Genomic DNA, 18,803 nt, shown 5'->3' on the forward strand with positions numbered 1-18,803 from the left:
CGGAGGGGTCGACGATGACCGTTTCGGCCGGGATTTCCCGGCCGACCTCCGGCGCGTGATCGGCGCTACCGGAATGCCAGCATGCATTATTTCGGCGGTGGTGTCATGTCGTTACAAGGTCGCTCAACATCGTTTTGCTGCAACGAAATTGGACCGCAGTTCGTGACATTCCATCCGGTTCCGATGGCTACTTTCGAGTAGCTTTTCGCGTACTCGCGAGTAGGTAATTTCCCGAGATGAATTTCTCCCGCACGGCTTCCTGTGACGCGTGGTACCGACCGAGGTGAGATGCGTCGAGTCGGTGCAGGTGGGCGCGGTGTGTGGGCCGCCGGGTGGGTCATGGCGTAGCCGGGGTGGGGCTTTCGTTACCGGATAGTGACGCTATCTGGACGTTTGCCCATGTGGTGCTGGGTGTCCAAATGCGGTACAAAACCTACGTCACAACAAAATCGTGACCACTATCACATTTACTTGTGATCTTTGGTGACATACATCACCCGAGATGGGACGCCTGAACATGCTCCTACCGATGTCGCCGACCGACTCGATGTTCCTGATCGGTGAGTCGCGCGAGTGCCCGATGCATGTGGGCGGACTCGTACTGTTCGAGCCGCCGGAGGGCGGCGACGCGAGCGACATCCGCGACATGCTCGACACCGCGCTCGCGCGCGACTGGGTCGCACCCCAGCTGCGTCGCCGGGCGCGGCGATCGCTGGGCACGCTCGGGCAGTGGGGGTGGGAGACCGTCACCGACGTGGACCTGGCCCATCACGTCCAGCACGACGCACTGCCTCAGCCCGGCGGCATGCGCGAGCTGATGGCGCTGGTTTCCCGCCTGCACGCGGGTCTGCTCGACCGGAGTCGGCCGCTGTGGGAGATGCACCTCATCGAGGGACTCGCCGACGGGCGTTTCGCGGTGTACATGAAGGTCCATCACGCGCTCGCGGACGGAATCTCGGTGATGCGGATGCTGCGGCGGGCGCTCAGCACGGACCCGGACGCCCGCAACCTGCGCGCTCCGTGGGAACCGGGCGCGCCCCGGCTGGAGGTTGTCTCTCCGGTGACGGGCACCGTGGACTTCGCCGAGGCGGCGGTCCGTGTCGTCCGGGAATCGGTCGGTGAGGTCGCCGGGCTGGTGCCCGCGCTGGTCGACACCGTCGACCGCGCGCTGCACGGCCGCGGCGGCGCGCTGACCCTGGCCGCGCCCTCGTCGCTGCTGAACGTGCCGATCGGTGGCGCGCGACGGTTCGCGGCCGGGTCGTGGTCCCTCGAGCGGCTGCGGCTGGTCGCCAAATGCGCGGACGCGACCGTCAACGACGTGGTGCTCGCGATGTCGTCGGGGGCGCTGCGCACCTTCCTGGCGGGGGCCGACGCACTGCCGGGGGACCCGCTGCTGGCGCTGGTGCCGGTGTCGCTCCGGAGCGAGGGTCGAACCGAGGGCGGAAACGAAATCGGTGTTCTCACTTGCAATCTCGGAACCCATCACGCCGAGGCCGCAGATCGCCTCGCCGCCGTCAGGTCGTCGATGCGTGAGGGAAAGGAGACCATGCGCACCCGCAGCGCCACCCAGATCAGGGCGATGAGCGCGCTCGGGGTCGCGCCGCTCGCACTGGGAATGCTGCTCGGCCGGAGCCTCCCGATCCGGCCGGCGAACGTGATGATTTCGAATGTGCCGGGACCGGATGTCCCCCTCTACTGGAACGGAGCTCGCATGACCGCCCTGTATCCACTGTCCATCCCCGTCGACGGACAGGCACTCAACATCACCTGCACCAGCACCGACGAGGAGATCTCGTTCGGGCTCACCGCTTGCCGGAGCCTTCCCGACCTCGCTCCCATGGTCACCCATCTCGACGACGAACTCGCCCTGCTCGAACGGGCGGTGGGACTGTGACCGCCCACCACGGTCGGCACCGACTGCCCGAGAACGCCGACGCGCTACGGGTGCGGTCCGCCACTGCCATCGCGTTGACGTCCGCGGTCGCGGCGGCGATGCCCACGGTGGTCGTCAGTGGTTCGGTTCCGCTTGCCCTGCTCATCGCCCTCGGAACGGTCCTTGCCGTGGCTGTCGCGGGCTTCCTGATCTGAGCAGGCGAGAAGGACTGTGTTGCAGACGGACTCGATGACCCTCATCTGAGGTCGGGTACGAGGGGGCGGGCGGCGCGACGGCTCCACTAGGCTGTCTCGATGTGCTGTCAGTCGTTCCTCGCCCGGTGATCGTCCGGGCACCGTCCAAGGTGAACCTCCACCTGGGTGTCGGCGACCTGCGCGAGGACGGCTATCACGAGCTGACCTCGGTTTTCCAGGCGCTCTCCCTCAGCGACGACGTGCACCTGACCGAATCCGACACGCTGTCCGTGCGCGTGCGGGGAGTAGACGCCGAGTCGGTGCCGACGGACCGGTCGAACCTGGTGTGGCGGGCCACGGAGCTGCTGGCCGCGCGGGCGGGCCGGTCTCCCGACGTCGCCATCACCATCGTCAAGGGCGTCCCGGTTGCGGGCGGTATGGCAGGCGGCAGCGCCGATGCCGCCGCCACGTTGGTCGGGTTGAACGAACTGTGGCACCTCGGGTTGGGGCGGACCGAACTGTTCGAGCTCGGTGCCGAGCTGGGTAGCGACGTGCCGTTCACCCTGCACGGCCTGACGGCATTGGGAACCGGCCGCGGCGAGAAGCTGCTTCCGGTCCTGTCCCGCAACAGTTTTCATTGGGTCCTCGCCCTCGCGAAGGGTGGATTGAGCACCCCGGCGGTGTTCCGTGAACTCGACCGGTTGCGGGCCGAGGGCAGCCCGCCCCGCATCGGCGGACCGGACGACCTGATGCAGGCGCTCGCGTCCGGCGACGCCGCCGCCCTGGCACCCTTGCTCGGGAACGATCTGCAGCCCGCGGCGTTGTCCCTCAAACCCGAACTGCGACGCACGCTGCGCGCGGGTGTCACCGCGGGAGCTCTCGCAGGCATCGTCTCCGGATCGGGACCCACCTGTGCCTTCCTCTGCGCCGACGAGGGCACGGCCGTCGAGGTCGGCGCCGAACTTGCCGGTGCAGGCGTGTGCCGCACCATCCGCGTCGCGCAGGGACCGGTCCCGGGCGCCCGCGTCATCGGCGACGACAACGAACACCCCGGAACGGAATTCTGATGGCCAATCTGATCAACCTGGAGCAGGTCTCGAAGTCGTACGGCGTCAAGCCGCTGCTCGACTCCGTGTCCCTCGGCGTGCAGGAGGGCGAGCGCATCGGTGTCGTCGGCCTCAACGGCGGCGGCAAGACCACGATGCTCGAGGTGCTGGCCGGTGTCGAGGAGCCCGATTCCGGCCGGGTCAGCCGGGTCGGCGGACTGCGGATGGCCGTCGTCACCCAGCGCGGTGTGCTGCCCGAGGGGGCGAGCGTCGCGGACGTCGTCCTCGCACCTCTCGGACTCGCGGAGCACGAATGGGCAGGTGACGCCCGGATCCGGTCGATCCTGGCCGGGATCGGCATCGATTCGCTCGGTCTCGACCGGTCCGTGGAGGGGCTCTCCGGCGGCGAGCGACGCCGGGTCGCGTTGGCCGCGGCCCTCGTGCGAGACCTCGACCTGCTGGTGCTCGACGAGCCCACAAACCACCTCGACGTCGAGGGCGTGCAGTGGCTCGCCGAACACCTGTTGACGCGTCGCAGCGCGCTCGTCGTCGTCACCCACGACCGCTGGTTCCTCGACACCGTCGCGTCGCAGACCTGGGAGGTCGTCGGCGGCAAGGTCGAGGCCTATGAGGGCGGCTACAACGACTGGATCTTCGCGCGCGCCGAGCGGGCCCGGCAGGCCGACGCCGCCGAGGAACGTCGCCGGAACCTGGCCAGGAAGGAACTGGCGTGGCTGCGGCGCGGACCGCAGGCCCGCACCTCGAAGCCCAAGTATCGCGTCGAGGCAGCGGAGGCGCTGATCGCGAACGTTCCGCCCCCGCGGGACGCCGTCGCGCTGGCGTCGTTCGCCAAGAGCAGGCTCGGCCGCGTCGTCATCGAACTCGAGGACGCGACGCTGGCAACTCCGGACGGCCGCGAACTGGTCCACGACCTGACGTGGCGACTCGCGCCGGGAGAGCGTGTCGGTCTTGTCGGCGTCAACGGTTCCGGCAAGACGACGCTGCTGCGCACGCTCGCAGGCGAACTGCAGCTGGCGTCGGGCAAGCGGATCCAGGGCCAGACCGTCAAGATCGGGTGGCTGCGTCAGGAACTCGACGATCTGCCCGTCGACATGCGGGTGCTCGAGGCCGTCAAGGACGTTGCCGAGCGAATCATGTTGGGTGACAAGGAGATTTCCGCGGGACAGCTGGCCGAGCGGCTCGGGTTCACGCCTGCACGTCAGCGGACGCCCGTCGGCGACCTCTCCGGTGGCGAGCGGCGACGGCTGCAGCTGACGCGTGTCCTGATGAGCGAGCCGAACGTGCTGCTGCTCGACGAGCCGACCAACGATCTCGACATCGACACGTTGCAGCAACTCGAGGACATTCTCGACGGCTGGGCAGGCACGATGGTGGTCATCTCCCACGACCGTTACCTGATCGAACGCATCTGTGACAGCACCTGGGCGCTGTTCGGGGACGGCAAGCTGACGAACCTCCCCGGCGGAATCGAGGAGTACCTTCGGCGCCGCGCGGCAGTGGCCACCGCCGCCGCACCCGGCCCCGCGCCGGTGCGGGTCGCGTCACCGTCGACCGAGGGTCCGGCGGTGGTCCGCGACGGTGCCGCCGAGCGCGCCGCGCGGAAGGAGCTGAGCCGCATCGAACGTCAGGTGGCGAAGCTGTCCGAGCGGGAGAACACACTGCACGAGGCGTTGGCTGCCGCGTCGACCGACGTCGCGGAACTGCAGAAGCTCGACACCGAACTGCGGGCGGTCGTGGCGGAGAAGGAGTCCGCAGAAGAGCGGTGGATGGAGCTCGCCGCGGAACTCGACTGAACGACTCGGGCGGCGGCGTCGTTCGGGCACGCCCGAGTGTTCACCCCCCGAGTACGCCGCAAGGCGACTAGGCTTCGGCTCAAGTCGTTCTTGTCGTTCATGGTCCCGTCATGAAAGGCGTGCGTCATGGATCTGGAGGCTCTAGCCGAGATCACCAGGCTCAAGCACCGCTATTCGCGAGCCCTGGACACGAAGGACTGGGCGCTGTTCCGGGAGACCTTGCTGCCGGACGCCACCGCCACCTACGGCGAGCACCTGCGGTTCGAGGATCGTGATGCGCTGGTCTCGTTCATGGAGATCACGCTCGGGCCACACGTGTTGTCCGAGCACCTGTGCACGCAGCCCGAGATCGACGTCACCGGGGACGTCGCCACCGGGACATGGCTCCTGCAGGACGTCGTGATCATCCCCGAGGACGGAATGATGTTGCGCGGCGCGGCTTTCTATCACGATCGATATGCCCGCAACGAGGCCGGGGAATGGCGGATCGCGCACACCGGCTACGAGCGGACGTTCGAGTTGGTGATCGCGTTGTCCGACCTGCCGAGCCTGCAGTTGACCTCGAACCGGTGGGCGATGGCGATGAATTCGGTGCCGCCGCGGCAGGCGGTCACCGAGTGAGCGCCTCGCCGAGCGTGTTCATCTCGTCGAGGTTCATGTGGAACCGCGCCGGCAGGGGCACACTCGTCGCATGATCGGTGCATTGCTCAACCCTCTGCCGTCCGTTCGTTCGCTGACGGCCCGTGTGCGTCCCGGCCCCGACCGCATCGCCGGGCGGACGATCCTCGTCACCGGCGCCTCGTCCGGCGTCGGCGAAGCGGCTGCGACCGCGTTCGCGGAGCGGGGCGCGGCCGTGATCCTGGTGGCGCGCGGAGCCGACGACCTGGCCGCGGTGCGGGACCGGATCACGGCGGCAGGCGGCGTCGCGCACAGCGTGCCCTGCGACCTGACGAACCAGGACGACGTCGAGGCGCTGGCGGCGCGGGTGAACTCCGATCTCGGACCCCTCGATGTGCTGGTCAACAATGCCGGTCGGTCGATCCGCCGCACCGTCACCGAATCGCTCGACCGGTTCCACGATTACGAGCGGACGATGGCGCTCAACTACTTCGGTCCCGTGCGGCTGACGTTGGCGCTGCTGCCCGGGATGCTCGACCGCGGACACGGCCATGTCGTCAACGTCGCGACCTGGGGCGTTCCGGGTGGAGTGATGCCGCGGTTCGGGGCTTACCACGCGTCGAAGGCGGCGATCAGCGCATTCGGTCGTGACCTCGGCGCGGAGGTCGAGGGCACCGGTGTCGCGGTGACGACCGTCCACTTTCCGTTGATCCGCACGCCGATGATCGCGCCGACGCAGGACTACGACCGGATGCCCGCGTTGACGGCGGAGCAGGCGGCGGGCTGGCTGGTGGACGCGGTGCGGACGCGCCCGGTCGAGATCGCGCCCGCCTACGCCGAACTGCTGCGCTACGTCGGGGCGGTGTCCCCGACCCTCGCGAACTCGTTGGTCAGTCGCGCCGGTATCTGACTCATCCGCTCACAGCGGGCTGCCGAAGGCCGGGCAGTCGCAGTGTCAGGCGGGCGCCGCCGAGGGGGCCGTCCGTCAGAGTCGCGCTGCCCCCGTGCAGGTCGGCCTGCTGTGCGACCACCGCGAGCCCGAGCCCGGATCCCTCGGCCAGAGATCCGGAGCCGCGGACGAAGCGTTCGAAGACCGATGTCCGCTCCGACTCGGGGACCCCGTTGCCGTCGTCGTCCACCGTGATCGTGACGGCGCCGGCATCGGTGGCGACGGTGACGAGTACCTTTTCGGCTCGCCCGTGCCGGACCGCATTGGTCACTGCATTGTCCAGGACCAACCGCAACCCGGTCGGGATACCCCGAACGACAAGGCTTTCCGGGGCGTCGACAGCGACGTCGACTCCGGGGTGGGTGCGGGCGTACTCCTGGACGCAGCGGTCGACCAGCTCGGCGAGGTCGATGAGCTCGTGATCGGCGGGATCGGCCAGTTCGCCCGTGGCGAGCCGCTCGAGGTCGGTCAGCGTGGTCTCCACCAGACGCTGAGTCGCGAGCAGGTCACGCAGGATTTCCTCGCGCTCCGGGCGGCTCAGGCGCATCGTGGACAGCACCTCGAGATCGGTGCGCATCGACGTCAGCGGGGTACGCAGTTCGTGCGCGGACACCGCGGCGAAATCGCGGGCAGACCCCAGGGCGTCCTCGGTGCGCTCCTGCGCCGCGGCGAGCCGGTCCAACATCTGGCTCATCGCGTCGGCCAGGTCCTCGGACTCCCTCGCCCCACGCGCATCCGGGCGGTGCGTGCCGGGGCTGTCGCCAACGGTGCGCATCCCTGACGCGAGTCGCTGGAGCGGTCGTACCGCGCGCCCGGCGAACAGCCACCCGAGTCCGGCCGCGGCGGCGATGGCGGCGACCGCGGCCGCCGCGACCCACACCTGCTGGTCACGGATCGCGTCGATCAGCGGGTCTTCCGGAACCGCGACCGACACGAGCGCGCCCGGTGTGCCGGTGACGGTCACGTCGCGGGCCCGGACGACCTCGCCCGCGACCGATTCGATGCGGATGGGGTCGGTGGTCGACGCCGCGGGCAGGCCCGGTTCCGCCGGGTCGATCGCCAGGGCCGGCAGTGCCGGGGCCGTGCTCGACGCCAGGTCCAGGGGCGAGGCCAGGACCACGGAGTCGAGCGTCCGGTCCAACTGCGCGGAGCCGTTCACCCGGAGGAACACCGCGAACGCCACCGCGATCGCACCGATGACGATGGTCGCGCTCAGCGCCGACGCGATCGCGACCCTCGCCTGCAACGACAGGGACCGCCTCACGGCTCGGCCCTCAGCACGAAGCCGACGCCTCGGACGGTGTGCAGGACTCGCGGCACCGAGTTCGCCTCCAACTTCCTTCGCAGGTACGTGACGAAGACGTCGACCACGTTGGTGTCGGCGTCGAAGTCGTATCCCCACACCAGCCGCAGCAGTTGTGGCCGGCTGAGCACGATCCCCGCGTTCTCGGCGAGCACACCGAGGAGGTCGAACTCGCGTTTGGTGAGATCGAGTCGTCGGCCGGCGATGTGCGCCCGACGACCGGGCAGGTCGACCTCGAGCGGGCCGATCGTGATGTCGCCGGCAGTGGGTCGCTGCGGGGCCCGGCGCAGCAGCGCCCGCAGTCGTGCGACCAGTTCGCCGAGCTCGAACGGCTTGGTGAGGTAGTCGTCCGCGCCCGCCTCCAGACCTGCGATGCGGTCGCCGACCGAACTGCGTGCACTGAGTACGCAGATCGGCACCTCGTTGCCGATCGCGCGAAGCGCGGTGACGACGCTGACCCCGTCGAGGCCCGGCATGTTGACGTCGAGGACGACGGCGTCCGGTGTCGATCGGGACACCGACGCGAGCGCAGAGGCCCCGTCCGTCGCGGTCTCCACCACGAAGTCGGACAGCCGGAGCCCCCGCTCGAGTGAGGTCAGGATCTTCGCGTCGTCGTCGACGACCAGGATTCGGGCAGTGGTGCTCACCCGACCATCTTGCCCGCGGCCCCGATCAGCAGGGCTGGGCCTGACCGATGATCACGGTCCCCGGTGCGGCGTCGGCGGGCAGGGCGGGCAGGGCCGGCACGGTCGGCAGGGCCGGCACGCCGAGGCCGTCGAGCCGCTCGATCAGAATCGTGGCGGCCGCCACGAGCTCGCCCGGCGCGCCGTCGATGCGCTGGATCAGCTCCGCCTTCTCGGCGGGGGTGGCGCGGACGACTGTGCCCTCGTCGATCAGCCGCTGCAGTTCGGCGTCGTCGAAGGCCACGGCGCCGCCGCAGACCTCGGTCGTCCGGGCCTGCTCGACGACCAGGGCCTGCTCGACGACCTGTGCCGGCTCGCCGCCCGACGACCCGGCGTCGGCGGCGGACGCCACCGCGGGAGCCGCGAGTGCCAGCCCAGCGATACCGGCGGTCGCGAGCCCGAGGCGGCGGAGGGTGGTTCGGCTGGTGAGGGGCTGGCGCATGTCGCTCTCCTTCGGTTCGGGGCCGGGGGTGGCCCTGCACGAACGAAGGTATGGACGGAAAACTCGGCGTCGGTTAGCGGAGTATTAGGGTTCCGTTAGAGCCTGCACGGCCGGTGATCCGTTGCCGCGGCGCTGGATCCGCAGCCACACCGCGAAGCCCCACACCACGAACCCCGCGTACACCAGGTACAGGATCGCCGACGGGTAGTACCCGGCCTTCAGCAGCAGTGGCACCCCGATGACATCGACGCCGATCCAGATCAGCCAGAACTCGGTCCAGCCGCGCGCCATGCCGTAGGTGGCCAGCATCGAGCCCATGAAGATCCACGCCTCGGCCCACGGTCCGTACGACCCGAGACGTCCGAAGATCTGTGCGAACGCCACGGTGCCGACGGCCATCGCGAGGAGCAGCAGTAGGCGGTCCCGCGGGGGCGCCCACCGCGGCAGCACAGCGTTGCCCGACGCGCGCCGCGACCGCAGCCATTGAGTCCAGCCGTACACGCTCACGGTGATGAACATCAGCTGGCGGCCGGCCTGGCCGTACAGGTTCAGCTCCTGCGGCGTGTGGAACAGCGCGCCCATGAACACGGTGAACAGCAGGGCGTTGCCGGCGATGCCGACCGGCCACGCCCACACCACGCGCTTCATCCCACCGATCGCCGACGCGATACCGAATGTGTTGCCGAGGATCTCGCGCCACAGGATCGTGGCCCCGCCGATGTGCAGCTCCGCATCGAACAGGGTGAGCAGCGGGTTCACGGAGTCAGTCGGCGGTCGCGACGAGCGGCTCGAGCGTGAGCTCGGGGAGTTCCTTCTGGATGTACTGCAGGCGCCACTTGTCGCTGACGAGGGCGAGGAGGACGCCGTCGGAGCGGGTGAAGACCTCGACGCCGCGCTGACGGCCGAGCTCGACGGCGGACTCGGCGTCGGTGCGCCGCGCCAGCTGGTAGGGCAGGCCCTCCATTCGCGCCTCGACGTTGAACTCCGCCTTCATGCGGGCCGCGACGACCTCGAACTGCATGGGGCCGACGGCCGCCATCACCGGGGACGCGTCGCCGCGGATGTCGTTGCGCAGGATCTGGACGACGCCCTCGGAATCGAGCTGGTCGACGGCGCGACGGAACTGCTTGTACTTGCCCGCGCTCTCGGCGCGCAGCGTCGAGAAGTGTTCCGGCGCGAACGACGGGATCGGCGGGAACTCGACCTTCTTCTCGGTGAACAGGGTGTGCCCGGGCGCGAGCGCGGTCGCGTTGACGAGACCGACGACGTCGCCCGGGTAGGCGCTGTCGACGGTGGAACGCTCGCGGCCGAACACCGTCTGTGCGTACTTGGTCGCGAACGGCTTGCCGGTCTGCGCGTGGGTGACGACCATGCCGCGCTCGAACACCCCGGAGACGACGCGCATGAACGCGAGCCGGTCACGGTGCGCGGTGTCCATGCCTGCCTGCACCTTGAACACGACCGCACTGAACGGGTCGGTGACCTCCCGCTCCTTGCCCGCGAGGTCGGCGCGGGGGCCCGGAGCGGGGGCCAGTTCGACGAGGGTGTCGAGGATCTGCCGGACACCGAAGTTGAGCATCGCGGACGCGAAGATCACCGGCGACGTCTGTCCGGCGATGAACAGTTCCTGATCGTGGTCCTGGCCGGACGCCGACAGCAGCTCGCTCTCCTCGACGGCGGTGTCCCACTCGCTGCCGTCCCGAGTCGCGGCGGCGTCGGCGTCGAGGATCTCCTCGGGGGCGATTTTCGCGCCGCCCGCGGTGCGGGTGAATCGGATGTACTCGCGGGGAGCGCCCTCTTCGCCGCGGCGCAGCAGCCCGCGGAAGTCGCCCGCGATACCGACGGGCCAGTACAGCGGCGTCGGCGTCAGGCCGATCCGCTCCTGGATCTCGTCGAGCAATTCGAGAGGGGACTGGCCGGGGCGGTCCCACTTGTTGATGACGGTGACGACGGGGATGCCGCGGTGCCGGCACACCTGGAACAGCTTCAGTGTCTGCGGTTCGAGACCCTTGGCGGCGTCGATCAGCATGACGGCGGCGTCGACGGCCGTGAGCACCCGGTAGGTGTCCTCGGAGAAGTCGGAGTGGCCGGGGGTGTCGACGAGGTTGACGACGTTCGGTTCCTCGTCGGGGCTCGACTCGGGGGACTTGTAGTTGAACTGCAGCGCGGTGGAGCTGACCGAGATGCCGCGGGCCTTCTCCATCTCCATCCAGTCGGAGACGGTCGACTTGCGGCCGGCCTTGCCGTGGACGGCGCCCGCCTCGGCGATCATCTTCGCGTGCAGGGCGAGGGCCTCGGTGAGCGTCGACTTGCCCGCGTCGGGGTGCGAGATGACGGCGAAGGTGCGGCGGCGACCCGCCTCGGCGGACAGTGCACGCGCGGACCGGTCGATCGTGCCGGTGGCAGTCGTCGCGGCCTCGGATCCGGCGACGGCCTCGGACTCGGGTGCAGGTGTCGTCGACGCGGGCTCGGTGGTCACCGGGGAGTTTCCTTTGCTTGACGGAGTCGGGTCGCGCACGGGCGTGCCGTGGCGAACGGCCGGTAGTCCAGGTTACCCGCCCTGTGGTGGCCCGATTCGCCACGTCGGTCGTGGGCGTGCGGGACAGCATGAACCCACACCGGGAATGTGACGTGTAACACAACGGTGGTGTCGAGGGGAAATACCTTGTAGCGACCCGGTGAGGAGTCACGCCATGAGCAGATTCACCGACGAGATGTACGAGACCGCCGCGACCAGCAGCGCAGGCCTCGTCATCGGCGAGCCGGACAGCCCTGCGCGTCAGACCTGGGGGCAGATCCACGCCGTCGCGCGGCACATCGCCGGCGGGCTCGGTGCGGCGGGCGTGGGGGCGGGTGATTCGGTCGCGGTGCTCGCCGGCCAGTCCGTCGACATCGCGCCGACCTGTCAGGCGGTCTGGATGCGCCGTGCTGCGGTGACCATGCTGCATCAGCCGACCCTGCGTACCGACCTCGAGGTGTGGGCCCACGACACCGAGGTCGTCGTGCGGATGATCGGCGCCCACGTCGTCGTCCTCGGATCGCCCTTCGAAGCGGCGGAGCCGGTGCTCGCCGCGCACGGCATTCCCGTCGTCACGGTCGACGGCCTCCGCGGCGCCCACCCCGTCGATCCGCTGGACGCGGCGGAATCCGATATCGCGTTGCAGCAGTTGACGTCCGGGTCGACCGGATCACCGAAGGCGGTACGGATCACGCACGCGAACTTCTACACGAACGCGAACGCGATGCTGGACCGGATCAAGTTCGACGCGCAGAGCGACGTGATGATCAGTTGGCTGCCGCTGTTCCACGACATGGGCATGGTCGGTTTCCTGACGCTCCCGATGCAGTTCGGTGCCGAGATCGTCAGCGTCACTCCGCTCGACTTCCTCCGTGCGCCACTGCTGTGGGCAGACCTGATGAGCAAGTATCGCGGAACGATCAGTGCCGCACCGAATTTCGCTTACTCGATGCTGGCACGCCGACTCGCTCAGGCGCCGGACGGCGCAGTCGACCTGTCGTCGGTACGCTGCCTGCTCAACGGGGCGGAACCCGTCGACGCCGACACCGTGCTCGCGCTGGCCGCCGCGGGCGAACGGTTCGGCCTCGACCCGGCGGCGCTCGCGCCCACGTACGGGATGGCGGAGGTGACGCTCGCGGTGTCGCTGCCGTCGCCGGGACAGGGCATGGTGCTCGACCTGGTGGACCCGGACCTGCTCGGCGCGATGCACCACGCGGTGCCGTCGACGCGCAGCAATGCCCGCAGGATGGTCACCCTCGGCAAGCTCGTCTCCGACCTCGAGGGGCGGGTCGTCGACGAGGACCGCCACGAGCTGCCCGCCCGCTGCGTCGGCGTGCTCGAGGTCCGCGGACCGTCCGTCACTCCCGGCTACCTCACTACGGAGGGGCCGAGGGCCGCGCAGGACGCGGACGGCTGGCTCGACACCGGCGACGTCGGCTACTTCACGGAGGACGGGCTCGTGGTGGTCTGTGGACGCGTCAAGGACGTCATCATCATGGGTGGCCGCAATGTGTACCCGACCGACATCGAGCGGGCCGCCCTGACGGTGCGGGGCGTGCGCCCGGGCAACGCGGTCGCGGTGCGCCTGGACGCGGGCCAGAAACGGGAATCGTTCGCCGTCGCCGTCGAGACCAACGCGATCGACGACCCCGACGAGGTGCGGCGAATAGAGCACGACGTGGTGCACGCGGTGGTCTCCGAGGTCGGGGTCCGGCCTCGCACCGTCGCCGTCCTCGGGCCGGGCAGCATCCCGAAGACCTCGTCGGGCAAGCTCCGGCGCACTCACTCGGCGATCCTCGTGGGCGGCGAGTGAGTGCGGCCCGGTCGCTACGCGGTGGAGCAGGCGTCGCTGACGGGAACCTCCGCAGACCATCGATTGGACCCGACGTCGCGTGCTCGGACGGAGGCGTCGGCTGTGCCGTCGCAGTCTCCGGGTTCCGGAGACTCGTAACTGAACGCGCCCGCGACGAATCCCGGTAGGGTCCGAGCCGTCGTGGTGAAGGTGGAGATCGTGCCGTCCGACCGCCTGACCGTGAGATCGACGGGGCTGCCGACGGTGAAATGGTCCCCGTTGATCCTCACCCGGGCGACACCGTCGCCCACGGGGGCGCAGACGCCGCCGTCGCAGACGATGGACTGCCGATATGTCGTCAGCCAGATCGCGGGAGCGTCGGAAGCCCAGTTCTGGGCCGCGCCCGAAGCGGCGCCGACCTGGGGCAGTACGAGGACCGCCCCGATCACGAGTGGTGCGATGAGTTTCATGACGAGTCCTTCCTCGAAAGGGTGTCCCGGTTCTCGGGGGTTCCCGAGTCTCGGGGGACGACTTGATCGTCCGGCCCGTCGAGGCGCGGCACACGCGTAGTCGACTACGCGATCACGTGTCCAGGGTCGCCGAGCGCGACAACTCCGATCGCATGCACGTGGTGCCGCCGGCGGTCAGGGTCCGGCACGCTACGCCGGACGGTCCGCTCGGGAAAGGGATCGACTCGTCCTGATTCGAAGTACTGTCCGTTGACAGGCGCTGTGCTGCAACCAGATTCGACTCCACATCGATCTCGTTCTATGGTGGGTGCTCGATGTGCGTCACCGCCGCGTCGACCCGAACGGAGATCCCATGAGCACCACCCTCGCCTCGCTGGACCAGACCTCACTGCGCGAGGTCTTCGGACACGTCCCCAGTGGCGTCGTCGCGGTGTGCGCGGAGGTCGACGGGGAGCGCGTCGGGCTTGCCGCGAGCACGTTCGTTCCGGTGTCGCTCGACCCTCCGCTGGTGGCATTCTGTGTGCAGAACACGTCGACCACGTGGCCGCGGCTCGACGGTGCCGCGCACATCGGCATCAGTGTGCTGGGTGAGTCGCACGATGGCGCCGCTCGGAGCCTCGCCGCCAAGACGGGAAACCGATTCGAAGGTTTGACCACCGCGACGACCGACGGCGGCGCGGTGTTCGTGGGTGGGGCATCGGTGTGGCTGGACACGTCGGTCTCGCAGCAGGTTCCTGCCGGTGATCACGCGATCGTGATCCTCCACGTCAACGAGGTGCGGCTACAGTCCGACGTGGAACCGATCGTGTTTCACCGCAGCAGGTTCCGTTGGCTGAGGTCGCAGTGACCGGTGGCCGTGATCGGCCACATCGAGTCGAGAGAAAGGTGAGCGTCGGCATGACACTGCACGTGCAGGAATGGGGCGCCGGCGACCGGGTGGCCGTCCTGATCCACGGACTCGGCAACTCGAGCGACTCGTGGTGGCGAGTGGGTCCGGCCCTTGCGGACAACGGATACCGAGTCGTCGCCGTCGACCTTCCCGGACACGGGAAGAGCGAACCTCTCGCCGCCTACGGCGCCGAGGCGCTCGCGTCGTCCGTCGTCGCGTCGGTGCCGCGCAATCCGGCGCTCGCGATCGGCCACTCGCTCGGCGGACTCGTTCTCGCCCATGCGGTAGCAGAGCTGCGTCCCGGTATCGCCGTATACGAGGATCCCGCATTCGTCGTGTCGTCGGATCCGGTTGTGGCAGAGGGTTTCCGTGCGCAGAAGGCGTGGGGAATCGACGACCTCGAACGGGAGCATCCGCGCTGGGACGACACCAGCAGGCGCCACAAGCTCGACGCGCTCACGGCGTGGGACCCGACGATCGTCGACCACCTCGGCGCCTTCACCTCCGCGCCGGTCGACGCCCCGGTCGTTCCCTCCGTGCTCGTGCTCGCGGACCCGAGCAGACTGATTCCGCCGCCGTTCGCGGACGCACTGGCCGCACGTGGCTTCGTCGTCGACGTCGTTCCCGACTCCGGGCACGTCATCCACCTGGACGACCACGACGGGTTCCTGGCCGCACTGGCGCGCCACGGTGTCGTCCCTGCACGAGGATGACGCGGTCACCCGGGCTCGGCCGAAGTCCGGGAACGGTGTGGGGTGCGCCAGTCGGAGCGCACCCCACACCTGCCGCACCAGGATCAGCGCACGTCCCGCAGTTCCCGTCGCAGGATCTTGCCGGTGACGGTCTTCGGCAGTTCGCCGACGAACTCCACCTGACGCGGATACTTGTAGGCGGCCATCTGTTCCTTGCAGTACGCGACGATCTCGTCGGGTTCCACTGACGCGCCGGGCTGGAGGGAGACGTACGCCTTGACCGTCTCGCCGCGGTATTCGTCGGGCACACCGACAACGGCCGCCTCTCGCACGGCGGGATGGGCGTAGAGCACGTCCTCGACCTCCCGTGGCCACACCTTGTAGCCCGAGGCGTTGATCATGTCCTTCTTGCGGTCGACGACGTAGTACCAGCCGTCGGCGTCCATGAACCCGACATCGCCGGTCTTCAGCTCGCCGTCCGGGATCGACTCGGCGGTCTTGTCGGGCTTGTTCCAGTACCCCTTCACCACCTGGGGCCCGGAGGTGACGAACTCGCCGACCCCGCCGACCGGGACATCCTCGCCGTCCTCGCCGACGACCCGCACGACGGTGTTGAAGACGGGGACACCGACGGACAGGGCACCCGAGGTCGGGTCGACGGGGGCGCGGACCCCGAGCGGGACACCGTGGGACGGCGACGACGTCTCGGTGAGGCCGTAGATGTTGTGGATGTAGGCGCCGAACACCTTCTCGAGTCGATCCGCCATCGCGGGCGCGATCGGGGCGCCGCCCGAGTACAGCACGCGCAGGCTCTGGAAGTCCTCCGGTGTGGCGCCGGGTGCAGTGGATAGGGCGTTGTACGCGGTGATCGCCGCAACGGTGAACACCGGCTTCCATTCGCGGATCGCGTCGAGCGCCACGTCCGGAGCGAACCGGTGGGTGAGCGTCAGCGGTGCCCGCGCCAGCATCGCCACCATGACGTGTCCGACGAGCCCGGTGATGTGGAACAGCGGGGCGATGCCGAGCACGCCCTCGCCGCGGGTCAGGCCCGTCCAATCCCGGTAGGTCTGTGCGTTGAACGCCAGGTTGCCGTGGGTGTTCATGGCGCCCTTGGGTTCTCCGGTCGTCCCCGAGGTGTAGGTGAGGACCGCGACGTCGTCGGAAGTGAGCGTCGGCGCGGGCGGCGGGGTGCCGTCGTAGGCCGCGATGACCTCGGCGAGGTCGAGGGTTTCCTCGGCCCGGTGCCGTTCGGCCCCGTCGAACAGGCGCGGATCGTTCCGGGTCTGGAAGTCGAGCGCCGACGTCGTGACCGCCGTCCGCACCGACGTCTTCCCGGTTCCGATCACCTCGGCGGCGACGTCGCGGTACAGGTCGTCGAGGGTGAGCAGAGCCGTCGCGCCGGAATCGACGAGCATGTACGTCAGTTCCCGCCGGCGGTTCATGGGGTTGATCGCGACCGCGACACCGCCCGCCTTCCAGGCCGCGACCAGCCCGATCACGTACGAGGGGTTGTTCTGCGTGTACACCGCGAGTCGCTCACCGGCGGCGAAGCCGTCCGCGACCAACGCGGCGGCGAGCGCATTCGCAGCCCGGTCGACGTCAGCGAAGGTCAGTGTCGCGTCGAAGTAGTGCAGGAACGGGCGAGCAGGGTCCGACGCCACGGCCGCGTCGAAGACCTCGAGTGCGGTGGCGTGTTCGGCCTCGATGTCGGAGGGGGTGCCCTCCGGGTAGAGGGCCAACCACGGCCGGTCGGTGTAGCTCACTTGATCACCACCGGGTTCACCGGGGAACCGCTGGCGCGGTGGATCTTCAACGGCGCCGCGACGTAGAAGAACTCGTACACACCGTCGGCGGCGCAGTCCTCGGCGAGCTTCTCCAGGTCGCAGATCTCGGTGAACGCGATACCCAGGTTGCGCATGAGTGCGTTGTGCAGCACGAGCGCGACGCCGTTGTGCGGGTCGGTGGTGATCTCGTTGGCGATGGTGTCGGTGACGAGGTTCGGGATCTCCATGTTCTGGAACCACTGCACCAGCTCGGGCGAGTAGACCAGGCCGGGCTCGCAGAAGTCGCCGTAGAAGCCCTCCGAGTCCTGGAAGAACAGCGCGAGGTGGTTGGTGCGGATCAGCAGGATGTCACGCGGCTTGATCTCGATTCCCTGTGCAGCAGCGCACTTCTCGAGGTCGGTGTGGTCGAAAGTCTCGCCCGCCGCCAGGTGGTTCACGTCTCGGAAGCGAGCCATGTCGAGCAGCACCGCACGTCCGGCGACACCGCGCTGGGCGATCGGCTCGACGCTGGCCTTGTCCAGGCCGCCGACGGTGGTGCGGGCGTCGTAGCCGTTGTAGATCTGGCCGTCATACCAGACGTGACCGAGCGCGTCGTACTGCGTGCTGCCCTGCAGGAACGCGTTGATCTTGTCGTCGGCGTAGTGCAGGCCGCCGGGGAAGGCGGGTCCGTCGCCGCCCTCGTCCCAGTGGGATTCGTCGAGGATCATCTCGCGGGTCGCCGGGCTGCGGCCGGGCCACACCGGGTCGCCTGCCGGGTCGCCGATGAGGCGCTGGAGGGTGAACAGGGCGCCCTTCCTGATCAGGCCGACGCCGCCGAGGACCTGTTCGGGCGTCAGGTAGTTGAGGCTGCCGACCTCGTCGTCGGTGCCCCACTTGCCCCAGTTGGACGGGGAGTCTGCGAGCAATTCGGTGAGATCGGGCGTGGTCATCGGCTCTCCAATGAGTTGATCTGACTGAAATTGAACGGTCCGAGCGATCGTTCGGACGGTTCAGTGAGATCAGCATCACAGGAATCGACGCGGCCGTCAAGTGTGCAGCGAAGGCGAAAGTGCCTGGGGGTCAGTCGTTCTCGATGTTCAGCGAGACTGAACCTGCATCATCGCCAGCGCGTGGCCGGCGTAGTCCCGGGCGACCTCGTCGGGGCTGAGCGGCCCGGTGGGGGAGAACCAGTAGGTCAGGGCCATGCACATGGTCGTCACGGCTCGCGCCGTGCCGCGCGGGTCGGGTGTCGTGAAGGTTCCGTCGGCGGCCGCGGCCACCGCCGCCGCGTCGAGCCGTGCCTGCAGGCGCCTGCGCGCGTCGGCAACGGTTCGGCGGTCGGGCTCCTCGAGACTCCGCATCTCGGTGGCGGTGATGAAGGCCAGGTCCCGGCGGACGGTGTGACACAGTGCCAGCGCCTCGACCATGAGGGCGAACCTCTCGGCAGGCTGGTCACCTTCGGCGTCCGCGGCCGCGACACGCCACTCGATGTCCTCCATCGTCCGCATCATCAAGGTGGCCAGAAGGTGCTGCTTGCTGCGGTGATAGTGGTAGATGCCTGCCACGCTGCTGTCGGCGGCGGTCGCGACCAGTCGCATCGTCGCGCCGTGGTATCCGAGATCGGTGAACACCTCGACCGCTGCCCGGAGGGCCGGGTCGAGGTCGAGTTCGAAGAAGCGGCGCCAGTCCGTGTCCCCGGATGCCGCCGGTGTGTCGACAGGTGCGCGGTCGGGCGGGGGGCTGAGCAGGCGGGCGGG

Annotated in this window: 18 protein-coding genes; 9 read left to right on the plus strand and 9 right to left on the minus strand. The window is 69.0% G+C overall.

The features are described from left to right. Positions 1-517: 517 nt before the first annotated feature. From FFS72_RS20705 to FFS72_RS20730, 6 genes are all read left to right on the plus strand, one after another. Positions 518-1,894 carry a WS/DGAT/MGAT family O-acyltransferase gene (locus FFS72_RS20705; protein WP_137875719.1) on the plus strand — a complete coding sequence of 459 codons (1,377 nt, stop codon included), beginning with the start codon at positions 518-520 and terminating at the stop codon, positions 1,892-1,894. Next, entirely contained in the window at positions 1,891-2,088 is a 198-nt protein-coding gene (locus FFS72_RS20710; RefSeq protein ID WP_137875697.1) for a hypothetical protein, read from the plus strand. The genes FFS72_RS20705 and FFS72_RS20710 overlap by 4 nt, the downstream gene beginning before the upstream one ends. A 101-nt stretch (positions 2,089-2,189) precedes the next feature. Continuing rightward, positions 2,190-3,134 (plus strand): 4-(cytidine 5'-diphospho)-2-C-methyl-D-erythritol kinase, encoded by a 945-nt coding sequence (locus FFS72_RS20715; RefSeq protein ID WP_137875698.1) that lies wholly within the window; start codon positions 2,190-2,192, stop codon positions 3,132-3,134. Beyond that, on the plus strand, positions 3,134-4,927 hold the full coding sequence (locus FFS72_RS20720; protein ID WP_137875699.1) for an ABC-F family ATP-binding cassette domain-containing protein: 1,794 nt from the start codon (positions 3,134-3,136) through the stop codon (positions 4,925-4,927). The genes FFS72_RS20715 and FFS72_RS20720 overlap by 1 nt, the downstream gene beginning before the upstream one ends. 126 nt (positions 4,928-5,053) lie before the next feature. Then, positions 5,054-5,548, plus strand: a complete 495-nt coding sequence (locus FFS72_RS20725; protein WP_137875700.1) for a nuclear transport factor 2 family protein — start codon at positions 5,054-5,056, stop codon at positions 5,546-5,548. A gap of 70 nt (positions 5,549-5,618) precedes the next feature. Beyond that, positions 5,619-6,455 (plus strand): SDR family oxidoreductase, encoded by an 837-nt coding sequence (locus FFS72_RS20730; RefSeq protein WP_137875701.1) that lies wholly within the window; start codon positions 5,619-5,621, stop codon positions 6,453-6,455. Position 6,456: 1 nt separating this feature from the next. On the opposite strand, the gene FFS72_RS20735 is transcribed toward FFS72_RS20730, so the two are convergent. From FFS72_RS20735 to FFS72_RS20750, 5 genes are all read right to left on the minus strand, one after another. After that, a complete protein-coding gene (locus FFS72_RS20735; RefSeq protein WP_137875702.1) occupies positions 6,457-7,758 on the minus strand; it encodes a HAMP domain-containing sensor histidine kinase in 1,302 nt (433 codons plus the stop codon). Continuing rightward, positions 7,755-8,444 carry a response regulator transcription factor gene (locus FFS72_RS20740; protein ID WP_137875703.1) on the minus strand — a complete coding sequence of 230 codons (690 nt, stop codon included), beginning with the start codon at positions 8,442-8,444 and terminating at the stop codon, positions 7,755-7,757. The genes FFS72_RS20735 and FFS72_RS20740 overlap by 4 nt, the downstream gene beginning before the upstream one ends. 25 nt (positions 8,445-8,469) lie before the next feature. After that, complete coding sequence (locus tag FFS72_RS26560; protein WP_171018764.1) at positions 8,470-8,922, minus strand: hypothetical protein; 453 nt, start codon at positions 8,920-8,922, stop codon at positions 8,470-8,472. Positions 8,923-9,006: 84 nt separating this feature from the next. Next, entirely contained in the window at positions 9,007-9,681 is a 675-nt protein-coding gene (gene pnuC, locus FFS72_RS20745; RefSeq protein WP_137875704.1) for a nicotinamide riboside transporter PnuC, read from the minus strand. Positions 9,682-9,685: 4 nt separating this feature from the next. Next, on the minus strand, positions 9,686-11,401 hold the full coding sequence (locus FFS72_RS20750) for a peptide chain release factor 3 (RefSeq protein WP_137875705.1): 1,716 nt from the start codon (positions 11,399-11,401) through the stop codon (positions 9,686-9,688). A gap of 214 nt (positions 11,402-11,615) precedes the next feature. Here FFS72_RS20750 and FFS72_RS20755 point away from each other — a divergent pair, with 214 nt between their 5' ends. Then, a complete protein-coding gene (locus tag FFS72_RS20755) occupies positions 11,616-13,253 on the plus strand; it encodes a fatty acyl-AMP ligase (RefSeq protein WP_137875706.1) in 1,638 nt (545 codons plus the stop codon). Positions 13,254-13,267: 14 nt separating this feature from the next. On the opposite strand, the gene FFS72_RS20760 is transcribed toward FFS72_RS20755, so the two are convergent. After that, positions 13,268-13,702, minus strand: coding sequence for a hypothetical protein (locus FFS72_RS20760; RefSeq protein WP_137875707.1), 435 nt, complete (start codon positions 13,700-13,702; stop codon positions 13,268-13,270). Between the two features lie 352 nt (positions 13,703-14,054). Between FFS72_RS20760 and FFS72_RS20765 the strand changes: the two genes are divergently transcribed. Further along, on the plus strand, positions 14,055-14,549 hold the full coding sequence (locus FFS72_RS20765) for a flavin reductase family protein (RefSeq protein ID WP_137875708.1): 495 nt from the start codon (positions 14,055-14,057) through the stop codon (positions 14,547-14,549). Between the two features lie 50 nt (positions 14,550-14,599). Beyond that, positions 14,600-15,304 (plus strand): alpha/beta fold hydrolase, encoded by a 705-nt coding sequence (locus FFS72_RS20770; protein WP_137875709.1) that lies wholly within the window; start codon positions 14,600-14,602, stop codon positions 15,302-15,304. A gap of 83 nt (positions 15,305-15,387) precedes the next feature. Here FFS72_RS20770 and FFS72_RS20775 read toward each other — a convergent pair whose 3' ends face one another. The 3 genes from FFS72_RS20775 to FFS72_RS20785 all read right to left on the minus strand — a co-directional run. Next, positions 15,388-17,046, minus strand: coding sequence for an AMP-binding protein (locus FFS72_RS20775; protein WP_137875710.1), 1,659 nt, complete (start codon positions 17,044-17,046; stop codon positions 15,388-15,390). Further along, on the minus strand, positions 17,043-17,996 hold the full coding sequence (locus FFS72_RS20780; protein ID WP_137875711.1) for a cyclase family protein: 954 nt from the start codon (positions 17,994-17,996) through the stop codon (positions 17,043-17,045). Before FFS72_RS20780 ends, FFS72_RS20775 begins: the two co-directional genes overlap by 4 nt. A 147-nt stretch (positions 17,997-18,143) precedes the next feature. Further along, on the minus strand, positions 18,144-18,803 hold a 660-nt coding region (locus FFS72_RS20785; RefSeq protein ID WP_137875712.1), incomplete at its 5' end, for a TetR/AcrR family transcriptional regulator.

The organism is Rhodococcus sp. Q (assembly GCF_005503035.1).
Taxonomy (GTDB): Bacteria; Actinomycetota; Actinomycetes; order Mycobacteriales; family Mycobacteriaceae; genus Rhodococcus_G.